This window comes from Bacillus sp. AG4(2022), from assembly GCF_031844465.1.
Classification (GTDB): Bacteria; Bacillota; Bacilli; order Bacillales; family Cytobacillaceae; genus Bacillus_AB; species Bacillus_AB infantis.
On record NZ_JAUZVH010000006.1, the window covers coordinates 244,198 to 256,628 of the forward strand.

The 12,431-nt window shown below is 47.6% G+C and carries 16 protein-coding genes; 10 read left to right on the forward strand and 6 right to left on the reverse strand.

Annotated features, from left to right (window positions below; genetic code table 11):
- Positions 1 to 22: 22 nt before the first annotated feature.
- On the reverse strand, positions 23 to 1,213 hold the full coding sequence (locus Q9R36_RS17440; RefSeq protein ID WP_311225632.1) for a cation:proton antiporter: 1,191 nt from the start codon (positions 1,211 to 1,213) through the stop codon (positions 23 to 25).
- Positions 1,214 to 1,544: 331 nt separating this feature from the next.
- Here Q9R36_RS17440 and Q9R36_RS17445 point away from each other — a divergent pair, with 331 nt between their 5' ends.
- From Q9R36_RS17445 to Q9R36_RS17480, 8 genes are all read left to right on the forward strand, one after another.
- The gene (locus Q9R36_RS17445) at positions 1,545 to 1,808 is read left to right on the forward strand and encodes a metal-sensitive transcriptional regulator (RefSeq protein ID WP_009793109.1); all 264 of its coding nucleotides are present in this window, start codon (positions 1,545 to 1,547) and stop codon (positions 1,806 to 1,808) included.
- A gap of 81 nt (positions 1,809 to 1,889) precedes the next feature.
- Complete coding sequence (locus tag Q9R36_RS17450; protein ID WP_009793110.1) at positions 1,890 to 2,117, forward strand: sulfurtransferase TusA family protein; 228 nt, start codon at positions 1,890 to 1,892, stop codon at positions 2,115 to 2,117.
- A 53-nt stretch (positions 2,118 to 2,170) separates the two neighbouring features.
- The gene (locus tag Q9R36_RS17455; RefSeq protein WP_009793111.1) at positions 2,171 to 2,650 is read left to right on the forward strand and encodes a DsrE/DsrF/DrsH-like family protein; all 480 of its coding nucleotides are present in this window, start codon (positions 2,171 to 2,173) and stop codon (positions 2,648 to 2,650) included.
- A 12-nt stretch (positions 2,651 to 2,662) separates the two neighbouring features.
- A complete protein-coding gene (locus Q9R36_RS17460) occupies positions 2,663 to 2,956 on the forward strand; it encodes a rhodanese-like domain-containing protein (RefSeq protein ID WP_009793112.1) in 294 nt (97 codons plus the stop codon).
- Positions 2,957 to 2,994: 38 nt separating this feature from the next.
- The gene (locus Q9R36_RS17465) at positions 2,995 to 3,570 is read left to right on the forward strand and encodes a sulfurtransferase TusA family protein (RefSeq protein WP_311225633.1); all 576 of its coding nucleotides are present in this window, start codon (positions 2,995 to 2,997) and stop codon (positions 3,568 to 3,570) included.
- A gap of 54 nt (positions 3,571 to 3,624) precedes the next feature.
- Positions 3,625 to 4,737: an MBL fold metallo-hydrolase gene (locus Q9R36_RS17470; protein WP_374703159.1), complete on the forward strand. Its 1,113-nt coding sequence runs from the start codon at positions 3,625 to 3,627 to the stop codon at positions 4,735 to 4,737.
- Positions 4,738 to 5,013: 276 nt separating this feature from the next.
- Entirely contained in the window at positions 5,014 to 5,790 is a 777-nt protein-coding gene (locus Q9R36_RS17475) for a sulfite exporter TauE/SafE family protein (protein WP_311225634.1), read from the forward strand.
- A gap of 98 nt (positions 5,791 to 5,888) precedes the next feature.
- A complete protein-coding gene (locus Q9R36_RS17480) occupies positions 5,889 to 6,956 on the forward strand; it encodes a hypothetical protein (RefSeq protein ID WP_311225635.1) in 1,068 nt (355 codons plus the stop codon).
- 38 nt (positions 6,957 to 6,994) lie between these two features.
- On the opposite strand, the gene Q9R36_RS17485 is transcribed toward Q9R36_RS17480, so the two are convergent.
- Genes Q9R36_RS17485 through hxlA form a run of 3 tightly spaced genes read right to left on the reverse strand, consistent with a single transcriptional unit; the run spans position 6,995 to position 8,933 of the window.
- Positions 6,995 to 7,711 (reverse strand): 3-ketoacyl-ACP reductase, encoded by a 717-nt coding sequence (locus Q9R36_RS17485; protein ID WP_311225636.1) that lies wholly within the window; start codon positions 7,709 to 7,711, stop codon positions 6,995 to 6,997.
- 27 nt (positions 7,712 to 7,738) lie between these two features.
- Entirely contained in the window at positions 7,739 to 8,296 is a 558-nt protein-coding gene (gene hxlB / locus Q9R36_RS17490; protein WP_035402189.1) for a 6-phospho-3-hexuloisomerase, read from the reverse strand.
- A gap of 4 nt (positions 8,297 to 8,300) precedes the next feature.
- Entirely contained in the window at positions 8,301 to 8,933 is a 633-nt protein-coding gene (gene hxlA / locus Q9R36_RS17495) for a 3-hexulose-6-phosphate synthase (RefSeq protein ID WP_009793119.1), read from the reverse strand.
- A 165-nt stretch (positions 8,934 to 9,098) separates the two neighbouring features.
- Here hxlA and hxlR point away from each other — a divergent pair, with 165 nt between their 5' ends.
- Complete coding sequence (gene hxlR, locus Q9R36_RS17500; protein WP_009793120.1) at positions 9,099 to 9,464, forward strand: transcriptional activator HxlR; 366 nt, start codon at positions 9,099 to 9,101, stop codon at positions 9,462 to 9,464.
- 280 nt (positions 9,465 to 9,744) lie between these two features.
- Here the strand turns inward: hxlR and Q9R36_RS17505 are convergent, their stop codons facing one another.
- Entirely contained in the window at positions 9,745 to 10,443 is a 699-nt protein-coding gene (locus Q9R36_RS17505) for a C39 family peptidase (protein WP_022544370.1), read from the reverse strand.
- Positions 10,444 to 10,624: 181 nt separating this feature from the next.
- Between Q9R36_RS17505 and Q9R36_RS17510 the strand changes: the two genes are divergently transcribed.
- Positions 10,625 to 11,425: an aminoglycoside adenylyltransferase domain-containing protein gene (locus tag Q9R36_RS17510; protein ID WP_129613386.1), complete on the forward strand. Its 801-nt coding sequence runs from the start codon at positions 10,625 to 10,627 to the stop codon at positions 11,423 to 11,425.
- A gap of 18 nt (positions 11,426 to 11,443) precedes the next feature.
- On the opposite strand, the gene liaG is transcribed toward Q9R36_RS17510, so the two are convergent.
- Positions 11,444 to 12,292, reverse strand: coding sequence for a LiaG family protein (liaG, locus tag Q9R36_RS17515; protein WP_129613387.1), 849 nt, complete (start codon positions 12,290 to 12,292; stop codon positions 11,444 to 11,446).
- Positions 12,293 to 12,431 lie beyond the last annotated feature (139 nt).

Sequence of the window (12,431 nt, forward strand, 5' to 3'; positions counted from 1 at the left end):
AAGCTGCATCATGGCAGCTTTTTCATTTTTTTATAAGTGCTTTGGAAAGCGGATAAATGGTCGAGCTCTGAATAATTAAAGATAAGATGACCGCTGTAAAGGTCAGCGAAATGATCATATCCGCCCTGGTGGTTTGTGCTGCATCGAGGATCAGCAGCAGAACGACCGACATGGTCCCTTTAATGCCGGCCCATGATATGATGGACGATTCCCGCCAGCCGAACAGCTTCCTTTCTTTTGGCAGGGCTAGGACGGTTCCATGGATGACAGCAAAGCGGATCAGAATGCTCATAGCAAAAATGCCAAAGGCAATGCCCCATTGATCAATGGCCAGATGGCTGGTTGCTTCAATTCCGATCATAAGAAAGACGAGGGATATGATGGTTGGCTCGATTATTCCCCAGAAGCTGTCGAGCGACTCCAGGTAATGGTCTTCCTTATTTGTGTGAGTGAACTCCCATGACAGCATGATGCCGGCAGAAACCGTTGCCAGGACACCCGAAACGCCTGCAAGCTCGGCTGCATAGAAGATTCCGTACGAAAGAATGATGCTGAGCATCACCTGATAATCTTTCCGCTCGGTCACATGGACGGCCTTGCTGACGATCCAGCCGCATATTAGTCCAAGAAAAATACCCCCAAGGGATACAAAGAGAAAGTCTTTTGCAAAAGAAAGAACCGAAAAGGATTCTCCTCTGGCAAACATCCCTGTCAGTACAGTGAACAGTACAAAGCTTGTCCCATCATTGATCATGGACTCACCTTCCACGATTTCGCTTACCCTCGGGTCGGAGGATGCCTCTTTTAGGATGGATATGACGGAAACCGGATCGGTCGGTGTAAGAATGGCCGCAATCATCAGGCTTCCCAGGAAGCTGATGCTAACGAAAAGATTGGCAAAATAATAAATGGCAGTCCCAAGGAGCAGAGCCGTGATCAAAAGGCCTGCTGTACTCAGGAAACCAATCATGCCTGCATTTTTCTTCAGGGCGGCTGGAGGAAAGCGATATGCTGAAATGAATAATAATGAAGGCAGGAAAATTTCGTACAAAATTTCCTTTCCGATATGAAGCGATGCAAAATAGCCTATAAAAGACAGGCCGATCCCTATCAGCACCAATACAGGCGGACCTGGGAACAGCTTTTTCTTTTTATCAATGGTCAAAACAATGTAGCCCGCCAAAAGCAGCAGTATTATTTTTATCGGCTCCATGCTCTTTCCCCCTTTCGCATTTTAAAGAAAAATTACCCTTTTGCCAGCAGATAGAAACTTATAGCCGAGGGGGTATCAGGATCAGCAGGGCTGGAAGGATGAATGCCAGTGCTGATAAAAAAAAGGCAGGGGAGTTTGCAGCGCAAAGAAGGCTGGCAGGATTACAGACTTCCCGTCCAATCTTAAGCCTTATCACCAGTATTAAAGCGCCTGCTATGCAGTATTACAGAAATTCAGATTTGGAGTGTTGACAAAATACCTAGTAGGGTATACTATTGGTTCATAGCCGCCGAACAAAGCGGCGTTCACAAAAGAATGGAGGGGGCATCCTTTGGAATATAATAATGGAACGAAGAACCGGATCAAGCGGGTCGAAGGGCAGATGCGCGGTGTTATGCGCATGATTGAAGAAGATGCAGATTGCAAGGATGTCATTACCCAGCTGTCTGCTGCAAGGTCGGCAATTGACCGGGCAATCGGCGTAATCGTGAGCACAAATCTTGTGGAATGCATGAAAGATGCCGATGAAGATGGCACTTTGGAGCCGGAAGAGATGATAAAGGAAGCAGTCAATCTGCTTGTGAGAAGCAGATAGGGTTGACATCCTTTTTATTTTGAAATATTATATACCCCACTAGGTATTAAAATAAAACAATTATCCAAGGAGGAATTTTTCATGAACAGCAATAAAGTATTAGATGCAAAAGGTTTGGCTTGCCCAATGCCGATCGTTAAAACAAAGAAGGCAATCGGTGAGCTTGAATCAGGACAGATATTAGAGGTCCTGGCAACTGACAAGGGAGCGAAGAGCGATCTGACAGCATGGGCTTCATCAACAGGCCATGAACTGATCGATATGAAGGAAGAAGCAGGCGTATTTACTTTTTACATTAAAAAAGGCTGATTTTTTTGCAGGGTTATATACCCAGTACAGTATATTAGATGAGGGGGATTAGAATGTCAGAAAAGAAAAGAACAACGATTGTCCTTTTTAGCGGAGATTATGATAAAGCAATGGCAGCCTATATCATTGCGAACGGTGCTGCAGCGTATGATCACGAAGTTACCATTTTCCATACCTTCTGGGGATTGAATGCTCTTCGGAAAGATGAGAATACTATGGTGAAAAAAGGATTCATGGAAAAGATGTTCGGCAGGATGATGCCAAGGGGAGCCGATAAAATGGGGCTTTCAAAGATGCACTTCGCTGGCCTTGGCCCTAAGATGATCAAAGGCGTAATGAAAAAGCATAATGCACTCCCGCTGCCGCAGCTGATCGAGATGGCTCAGGAACAGGATGTAAAACTGGTTGCCTGTACGATGACGATGGATTTGCTCGGACTGCAGCAGGAGGAGCTGCTTGACAATATTGAATATGCTGGTGTTGCAGCTTATCTTGGTGATGCCGAAGACGGCAATGTAAATCTGTTTATATAGGAGGGCAACACAATGGAGAAATGGTCAGCTAAAGAAGTAGAAAGCAAGCTGGAAAAAGGGATGCTTAATATTGTGGATGTCCGGGAAGTGGATGAGGTAAAAGAGGGCCGTATTCCTGATAGTGTGAATATCCCGCTTGGACTCCTTGAATTCAGGATGCATGAGCTTGATAAAAATAAAGAATATGTCCTTGTATGCCGGTCAGGAGGCCGCAGCGGAAGGGCGTGCCAGCTGCTTGAATCCCATGGCTTCAAGGTTGTTAATATGGAAGGCGGAATGCTTGCCTGGGAAGGGCGCACGGAGTAATTTTTTTTAGGAAATCATATACCCTGGGAGGTTTAAAGATGACACAGATTAAAACAGATTCCACTCTTGACGCAAAAGGGCTTGCATGCCCTATGCCAATTGTCAAAACGAAAAAAATGATTACGGGCATGAATGCAGGCGAAGTACTGGAGGTGCTGGCTACTGATAAAGGTTCAAAAGCAGATTTGAAGGCTTGGGCTGAAAGTGCCGGCCATCAGTATCTTGGAACTGTTGAAGAGGAAGGCGTGCTTAAGCATTATCTGCGCAAAGCAAGCGGCGAAGAGGTGCAGGAGAAAAAGCATCCTCATGTTGTCAGCAATGAAGATCTTGAGAAGCTTGTGGGAGAAGACGGCGATATCATTGTGCTGGATGTACGGGAATCTGCAGAATTTGCTTTCCACCACATTCCGGGCGCTGTCTCCATCCCATTAGGAGAGCTGGAGGAGCGCGCTGGAGAATTGGACGGTGAAGCGCCGGTTTATGTAGTCTGCCGGACAGGCAGCAGAAGCGATCTTGCTGCAAGGATGCTTGATACCAAAGGCTTCAAGGATGTTAAAAATGTGATCCCTGGCATGAGCCAGTGGAACGGACCATCAGCCAGTATGAATCAATAAAAAATTTTACATTAAAATATACGGTAGGGGGTAATTGGGTTGACTGTAAAAGCAATGACTGCTGAAGAAGCTGCGCAAAAAGTAATTCAAAAAGAAGAAATGTTCATTCTTGATGTCCGAAATCATGATGCATTCGCGGATTGGAAAATGGAAGGAGACCACTTTCAGTATTTGAATATTCCTTATTTCGATCTTTTGGACGGCGTAGGGGAGATTATGGAAAAGCTGCCGGCAGATAAAGATATCCTGGTTGTCTGTGCCAAGGAAGGTTCATCTGTAATGGTAGCTGAGATGCTTTCCGATGAAGGGCTGGATGTATCTTATCTGCAGGGCGGAATGAAGGCATGGAGCGAGCATCTTGAACCGGTCAAAGTTGGGGACCTGAAGGACGGCGGAGAGCTGTACCAATTTGTGCGCCTGGGGAAAGGCTGTCTTTCTTATATGGCGATTTCCGGCGGGGAAGCGGCCATTATTGATGCAGCCCGGATGACGGAAGCATACAGAGGGTTTGCTGACGAAAAAGGCGCAGCGATCAAGCATGTGTTTGACACACATCTTCATGCCGACCATATTTCCGGAGGAAGAATGCTTGCTGAGCAGACTGGCGCTAGCTACTGGCTGCCGCCAAAGGATGCCGGCGAAGTCACTTTCGATTACAGCAGCCTTGAAGATGGAAGAACAGTGAAAATCGGCACAACTGCTATTGATATCCATGCATTGTACTCTCCTGGCCATACGATTGGATCAACATCTTTCGTAATTGATGGACGATACTTGCTTTCTGGCGATATTTTATTCATCGACAGCATTGGCCGTCCTGATCTGGCCGGCCTGGCAGACGACTGGGTAGGGGATCTGCGTGAGACACTGTATAAGCGATACCGCGATCTGTCTGAAGAGCTGCTCGTTCTGCCGGCCCATTTCATGATCATTGATGAATTGAATGATGATGGTTCTGTTTCTAAGAAGCTGGGCACCTTATTTGCAGAAAACCATGGCCTGAACATCAGCGATGAGGCAGAATTCCGCAGGCTGGTCACCGAAAACCTCCCGCCGCAGCCGAATGCCTATCAGGAAATCCGCAAAACCAATATGGGCAGAATCACTCCTGATGAAGAAGAGCAGCGTGAAATGGAAATAGGTCCAAACCGCTGTGCTGTCAGGTAATTAGAAAAGCGCAAGCGCCTTGCTACTAAAGGAACGCAGACTAAGAACGCCACGTCCTGTGGCAACGTCTGCATGACCCCCATCCTGGGGGCCTCAAGGCGATCCTCCCAGAAAGGCGTTCTTTGCCTTTTTGGGAGGATTGACTTGTGACCTCGAGGGGGCGCAGCTGCTAGACAGTAATCTAAGTGAAAATTGCCGTTTTTTTATGAGGAAAAAGCCTGCCGTTTGAATTTTCACAGCCGGCAGGCTTTTTCCTGAAAAGGGAGGATGAGAACCATGAGCATTGAATTAATCATCGTCATTTTCCTGCTTGGCTTTGCTGGATCGTTTATTTCCGGGCTGCTCGGCATAGGTGGTGCGATCATCAATTTTCCTATGCTGCTGTATATACCGGCTCTTTTGGGTTTGGCTTCATTCACTGCGCATGAAGTTACCGGCATCAGTGCGGTCCAGGTGCTATTTGCGACAATCGGCGGTGTATGGGCCTATCGTAAAGGAGGGTTTTTAAATAAGTCCCTGATCCTTTATATGGGCATCAGCATCCTTGCCGGAAGCATGATCGGCGGATTCGGTTCGAAATTCCTGCCAGAAGCAGGCATCAGCCTTGTGTACGGCATACTTGCCTTGATTGCGGCGGTCATGATGTTCATTCCGAAGAAGAGGATTGATGATGTTCCGCTCGATGAGGTCGTTTTTAATAAATGGCTTGCTGCTTCACTTGCCTTCATCGTCGGCATCAGTGCGGGAATCGTCGGCGCCGGCGGAGCCTTCCTGCTTGTTCCGATTATGCTTGTTGTCCTGAAAATACCAACAAGGATGACGATAGCATCTTCCCTCGCCATTACATTTATTTCTTCCATTGGTGCAACAGCGGCTAAGATTTCGACCGGACAGGTGGAGTATCTTCCAGCCCTGATCATGGTTGCGGCAAGCCTGCTGGCCTCTCCTCTTGGGGCGAATGCAGGGAAAAAAGCCAATACGAAATTGCTGCAAGTGATCCTGGCTGTCCTGATCTTCGCTACAGCTATTAAGACCTGGATGGATATTTTATAACAGGATGCTGCCCCTCAAGAGGGGCGGTTTTTTTGTATGTGAAAAGATATATAGCATAAATTAACGATAGCATAGATGAAAGGCGGGGTGACTTCTATATGAAATATATTGTGAAAAAGCCGGTCAAGCTATTTGACCAGATTGAGAGGTATGGCGAAATCACCAATGTTCTTGGATTTGGGGATCCGCATGTAGAAAAAGTGGATGGCCGGTGGCAGATGTTTATCGGCGGCTTTCAGACAAATTTCAAAAACAACCTATTCACCGCCTCGCTCCCGCATGGGGAACCGCTCAGCAGCAATAATTGGAAGCTTTCCATGGATAATCAGAACCCGAAAAAGGCAAAGCCTCTTATTGAGAATTCCGAGAAAGGGAGCTGGGATTACTTCGGCTTTCATACTCCCTGCTATGTGAAGGGAAAAGGAAAAAATGGTGAAACAAAAGAATTGATTTATTATACAGGAAGAGCCTCCAAAAAGGTCCTCGACAATGATGCTCCATACTCTATCGGGGCTATTGAAAGGACAGCCGGCGGCTGGAGGAGGATACCCTTCCCGGTAATCATGGGGACGAGCAGCAGCCCGAATGTGCTCGAGCCTAAGGCAGGATTCATGGATGGAAAGTGGAGGATGTGGTATGTAACCACAAGACGGGAGACAGGGAAAAAGGGCTATCCGCATTATACAATCATGTACACAGAAAGTGACAATGGATTGACAGGCTGGAGCAGCCCTTTCCCTTTGTTTGGAGAGGATGAAAACTATTATGATGCATCAGTTCACCCTTCAGCACCGGAAGGGTTTGAAATGCTGGTATGCCGCAGCACCAATTTATATGGGCGAAAGCCGTTTCCCAAACAGGGCCTGTGGCTTTTGCAGGGAACTGAGCCGGACGGAAAGCGCAGCGGCTGGTCATCTGATCCTTATTGTATCCTGGATGCAGAGGAGGGGGAGGACTGGTACAAGCATGGCATTGGCAGCCCCTCAGGCCACTATGGGGAGTCGGAAGCTGACCGGAATACCCTCTATGTATTTTTTACAGGGCTGCACAGGGAAAGAAACTGGATGAACATCGCCCTGGACTGTTTAAAAAAGAAGAGGCGCCCGCCATTCCCGTCCCCATTTTATTTTACAGTCGGAAGGGTTGAGCTGACTAAGGAGAGATAGAAAAAAAGCAGACCAGTGTGGTCTGCTTCTTAAGATTCTTATGGATTGGTCGACCACATTCCGGCATTTTTAATAAAAATGCGCGGGTTCAGCTTCAGCTGGGCCACCATGTATTCTGCCAAATCTTCAGGCTGCATGACTTTTTCAGGATTTCCGTCAGTCAGGTTTGTTTCAATTGCAAGATCTGTCGCCACAGTGCTTGGCGTCAGGGCACTGACCCGGATATTATGCTTTCTGACCTCAAGCATCAGTGATTCTGTCAGGCCGAGGACGGCAAACTTGGAAGCACTGTAGGCGCTGGTCACAGGAGCACCTTTTTGGCCGGCAGTTGATGAGATATTGATGATATCGCCGGATTTTCTTTCGATCATTCCAGGCAGGACCGCACGTGTGACATGGTAGACGCCCATCAGGTTTACCTGAATGATGTCTTCCCACTCCTGCGGGGAAAGCTCCAGGAAGCCGCCGAATTTAGCGATGCCTGCATTATTGATCAGGATATCGATCTGGCCAAGCTCAGACGTTATCTTTTCAACGGCTTTGTTGACGGAATCGCTGTCCTGGACATCGGCAGCTGCAATAGAGACTTTTACGTCGTACTCTTTCAGCTCTTCGGCTGCTTTTTCAAGATTGGAAAGAGTTCTTCCAAGCAGGCCGACAGAAATGCCTTCCTTAGCGAAAGCAATAGCCGCTGCACGGCCGATGCCGCGGCCGGCGCCTGTGATTAAAGCTGTTTTTCCTTTTAGGCTTTGCATAAGATCACTCCTTTTAATGATATGATACTACTCCAAATTGGCATGTCTGCCAAACATTTTGGCTGAATCAAGGCCTTTTTTCTCCATCACGCGGAGGATGATGGCATCATAAAGCAGGAGCAGGGACTGCTCGAACAGTGATCCCATCGGCTGGATGGTGGAAAGCCCGCCTTCGTTCTGATCCTTTGTCGCGCCAGGCATTTTGACAGTGATGTCAGCGAGGCTGGCGATGGATGAGTCAGGGACGATCGTAGCGGCTGCTATTTTGCCGCCGATCGACCTGGCTTTTTCAGCCATGGAAACGAGGCTCTTTGTCTCTCCGGAGCCCGACCCGATGATCAGCAGATCATTCTCCTCGAAGCCCGGCGTGACGGTTTCGCCGATGACATAGGCGTCGACCCCCATATGCATGAGCCTCATGGCAAAGGATTTTGCCATGAATCCTGACCTGCCGGCGCCTGCTGTGAACACTTTTCCGGATTCGAGTATCTGGCTTGCGAGTGCTTCCGCCTGCCCTGGGTCAATCGCTTCAGCCGCATGTTCCAGCTCGTTCAGAATCTTTTTCAGGTATTCTATAGTATCCATCATCTTACCCTTGCTTGATGATTTCCTGCATTTTGCTTGCAGCTGCTTTTTTATCGTCCTGGCTGGTGATGCCTCCGCCTACGATGACCAGATCCGGCTGAGCCTTGACCACTTCCGGAAGGGTCTCAAGCTTGATTCCGCCCGCGATGGCTGTTTTGGCATTTTTTACAACGCTTTTAATTGTTTTTAGATCTTCAAAAGAGTTCTGGCCCACAGCTTGCAGGTCATAGCCGGTGTGTACGCAAATATAGTCAACGCCGAGCTCGTCCAGTTCTTTTGCGCGCCCTTCGAGGTCCTTGACGGCAATCATATCAACAAGGATTTTTTTGCCTTGCTTTTTCGCCTCTTCTACGGCCCCTTTGATGGACTCGTCTTCAGCAGCGCCGAGGATCGTGATAATGTCTGCGCCAGCTTCAGATGCCTTCATGACTTCATATCCTGCTGCATCCATGATCTTCAGGTCGGCAAGCACTTTCAGGTTAGGGAATGCTTCCTTTACTTCTTTAACGGCTTTGAGGCCTTCATTTATAACAACAGGAGTGCCGATTTCAACGACATCGATATGCTCCTCTACTTCTTTCACCAACTCGATTGCTTCAGGAATGTTTACCAGGTCTAATGCTAATTGTAATTCCATTTCTTTCACTCCTTCATAATTGTCTGGGATGAACTGTGTTTTAGAATATCACAGTATGAATGTTATTATAGAGATAACAACTCTCAATTGTAAGTACGCACTTTATTTTTACATAGTGCCTAAAAGTATACTAATGAGTTATAATAGGCTTCGGAGGTGGTTGGGATGTCCCGCATGCTGGATAAGACCTTTAACTGTGAAAAAGAACTGACTCTTTCCGTGATTGGCGGTAAGTGGAAAATGATTATTTTATGGCACCTGGGCAAAGAAGGCACCAAACGATTTGGCGAACTCAAAGCCCTTATACCGGGCATCACCCAGCGTATGCTCGTCAACCAGCTGCGCGAGCTGGAGGAGGACGCCATCGTCCACCGCGAAGTTTATCCTGTCGTGCCGCCAAAGGTCGAATATTCCCTTACTGAACAGGGCAGGACGCTCATGCCAATCCTGGACAGCATGTACAGCTGGGGGAAAAATTATATGGAGACCGTCATAAACTCTGGCCAGGATCCCGATCAGACTGCAAAATGACGAAAAAAGATTGCTTCATGCGAAGCAGTCTTTTTTGTTTTTCACTTTATTAAGTTGTCCTGCCGGCTGGATTTTAGCAGCAGAAGTAGAAAAATAAGCGGCTGTTTGCAGATTCCCTTTATGGCCCGGAAGAAAAACCTGCAGGGGGACAGATGGCTAGAGATAGTGCCCATGAAAGGTTCCTGAATACAGCGGCATCTCTCATGGAGAAATGGGAAAAAGAGGCAGAGCAAATTCTGCCTTCTGTTATCATAAAGCTGGAATGCCAATGATTCGTTTGTTAATCTGCCGCTTTCTCATAAGTAATGGCCTGCTTTCCAATCTGCTCCCAGCCGGCTATGAACTCTTCCCGCGGGAGCTTGCGGTTTTTTTTGTCGAGAGGGTCGTTAACATAGAGGTTTTGTTCATCAAATCCTGTGACAAGGACTGAATGCATGCTGTAGGTGACTTTGACAGGTCCGCTTTCGGTCTCCCATGTTTCCCATTCGCTTTCAGGAAGTTTATCGAAGGTGCTGGTGACGATGACCCAGACAGGGCGGCCATCTTCGACCTGCGCCAGTACAGAGTCAAAGCTTTCACCTGTCATGTCTTTTATTTTCCCCGGCAGATAGTTTTCTGCCAGTTCGGCGACCGGTTCATGATAAACGCCAAGGCCAGGCTCATCCATTGTCTTCATATTGCCGACGAATCCTTCATGGATGTTGCCGCGGACACCGTTTTCCTCGAAAGGCACCCGCTTGATTTCCTCGGATAGGGTCATTTTGTCAACAGAGACACCAGCATCCTGGAGCAGCATGGCAAGAGTTGTCACTTCGCAGCCCCTCATCAGCTCAGGCTTCTGGGAAATATGCGGGGCATCGATCATCATCTGCTCGGCTGTCTGCTCCTCTGCTGGCCTGGAGACAGCTTCTTCTTCGGCACCGCTGCTGTCAGAACAGCCGGCAAGCACAATAACTGCAGCTATCATTGCTTTTTTCAAAGAATTTCTCTCCTTTAGCGTTTTTATTGTCCTTTCCCTTTTTACCGATGAATTAACCTGAAGCAGCATGCCGGGGCCTTAGTGAAGGACTGGCAGGTAATTTCTCTTTTACAGAAGGTTTTTTATTTTCCGGCTCGAATAGTAGAAGGTGATAAGAAAATCCCAGGGGGGAGGCAGCAGATTGGGAAATGGATTTTATCTGATAATGGAAGAGTATATGGAACTGGCCGACCGTTATCTGCCAGGCAGGCTGGAAGGCCTGTATATCCATGGTTCTGCCGCGCTCGGAGCTTATCTGCCGGGCAAAAGCGATATTGACTTTATTGCGGTAACAAAAGGTGTCTTAAGTCAGGAGGAAGCAGATCGGCTTATCAGGGTCCATGGAGAGCTTGCTTTTAAGCATCAATCTCCAGAACTGGATGGCTGCTATATCATATGGGACGACCTTGGCAGTCTTGCAGCGGAATCCCGCTATATCTATAATGGCGGGGAATTTAAAGAGGGCGCGCCCTTTAACCCGGTCATGTGGAGAATCTTAAAAGATCATGGAGTCAGATTAAGGGGCCCAGACATTTCAGATCTTTCTATCCCTGTTTTGGAGGAGGACCTGGCTGAATATATCAGGGAGAACAGCCAGTCGTACTGGCGGAAAAGAACGGAGGCAATGAAAGCTGACCCGAAAAGAATGATGGCGCTTCCGGCAGAGATGATTTATGAAGAGCTGGAGTGGAGCATACTGGGCCTGCTGCGGCAGTTTTATACCATTCGGGAGAACGGGATCACCTCCAAAGCAGGGGCAGGGAAATATGGGCTCATGAATATGCCGGATAAATGGCATTCAGTGATTGAATTGGCTCTGCTTGTCCGAAAGGGGAATACACCTCCGGAAGCACCGGAACTAGATATGATCACGGATGCGCTTCAGCTGATGGATCATTTATCTTCGTCCATCCTGAAAGAAAAGAAGGGCCTACCTTCATAATGAGGGGCCCTTTCCAGATTAATAAATGCTGACATCACCGCTGGAAACATCAACTTTGATTTCATGTTTGCCTTCCTTATTGAAGCCGCTTATGCGGTTGTCTTTCACTTCTTTTTGGTCCATGGGGACATCTGCATGAATGTCACCGCTGCTGTAATGGGCATCAAGTGTAAAGCTGGCACTATCAGGCAAATCGAGCTGGACATCGCCTGAGCTGACATCCAGGTCGATAGGTGCTGAAAGCTTTTTCATTTTGATGCCGAGCTCTCCTGATGCGATGCCGGCCTCAAGTTTTCCTTCTAAGCTGTCAATGATGGTGCTGCCTGAACTAATTTCAAGGTCTGCTTCTTCTGCTTTCAATGAAGAGATGAATAGTTCTCCAGATGCGCCGTTAAGCTCAAATTCCCGGACTTGAAGGTCTCCGAGCATAACATCTCCTGAGCTCATATCCAGAGAGACGTCCCGCAGCTTTATCGGTTCATTGCCGGCAAAATCAAAATCTCCGGAGCCGAGATTGATGTCCAGATCTTTGTCATAGTCTTGAGGGATATAAATGCTGAGCTCTGTCTTTTCAAAGCCGCCGAACCAGTGAGGCCATTTTCGTTTATAATCGACCTTTATTGTCCTGCCGTTTTTCTTCACGTTCACTTCACCCTTGCCATCCAGAACGGCTTCAACGGTATCTCTTTCTTCCTGGATGATAGTTGTCTCTACTCCTGACACATTTACTTCAATCCGGCTTACCCGCTCGGCTGAAGCTTTTTCCTTTCCGTTTGCGCCCAGGCCCAGCCAGCTGAAATGGCTGAAGCTTGTAAAGGCCAGGTAAAGACCGGTGATAACCAGGAATAACAGAATGATTTTTTTCATATGGGAACCTCTTTCTATATTATATTTAGCATTAAATGGTCCTTGTTTGTATTCTACCGGAAGATCCAATCTCCTTTAATGCACCTCCGCATGATTTTCTTCTAAGACCTTAGACATACAAGTGAAACCGCTTTTCCTC

Bases quoted from the DNA above. Each gene is read 5' to 3' on its own strand.
- Q9R36_RS17440 (WP_311225632.1), bottom strand. From the start codon at position 1,213: ATGGAGCCGATAAAAATAATACTGCTGCTTTTGGCGGGCTACATTGTT.
- Q9R36_RS17450 (WP_009793110.1), top strand. From the start codon at position 1,890: ATGAACAGCAATAAAGTATTAGATGCAAAAGGTTTGGCTTGCCCAATG.
- Q9R36_RS17455 (WP_009793111.1), top strand. From the start codon at position 2,171: ATGTCAGAAAAGAAAAGAACAACGATTGTCCTTTTTAGCGGAGATTAT.
- Q9R36_RS17460 (WP_009793112.1), top strand. From the start codon at position 2,663: ATGGAGAAATGGTCAGCTAAAGAAGTAGAAAGCAAGCTGGAAAAAGGG.
- Q9R36_RS17465 (WP_311225633.1), top strand. From the start codon at position 2,995: ATGACACAGATTAAAACAGATTCCACTCTTGACGCAAAAGGGCTTGCA.
- Q9R36_RS17470 (WP_374703159.1), top strand. From the start codon at position 3,625: ATGACTGCTGAAGAAGCTGCGCAAAAAGTAATTCAAAAAGAAGAAATG.
- Q9R36_RS17475 (WP_311225634.1), top strand. From the start codon at position 5,014: ATGAGCATTGAATTAATCATCGTCATTTTCCTGCTTGGCTTTGCTGGA.
- Q9R36_RS17480 (WP_311225635.1), top strand. From the start codon at position 5,889: ATGAAATATATTGTGAAAAAGCCGGTCAAGCTATTTGACCAGATTGAG.
- Q9R36_RS17485 (WP_311225636.1), bottom strand. From the start codon at position 7,711: ATGCAAAGCCTAAAAGGAAAAACAGCTTTAATCACAGGCGCCGGCCGC.
- hxlB (WP_035402189.1), bottom strand. From the start codon at position 8,296: ATGGATACTATAGAATACCTGAAAAAGATTCTGAACGAGCTGGAACAT.
- hxlA (WP_009793119.1), bottom strand. From the start codon at position 8,933: ATGGAATTACAATTAGCATTAGACCTGGTAAACATTCCTGAAGCAATC.
- hxlR (WP_009793120.1), top strand. From the start codon at position 9,099: ATGTCCCGCATGCTGGATAAGACCTTTAACTGTGAAAAAGAACTGACT.
- liaG (WP_129613387.1), bottom strand. From the start codon at position 12,292: ATGAAAAAAATCATTCTGTTATTCCTGGTTATCACCGGTCTTTACCTG.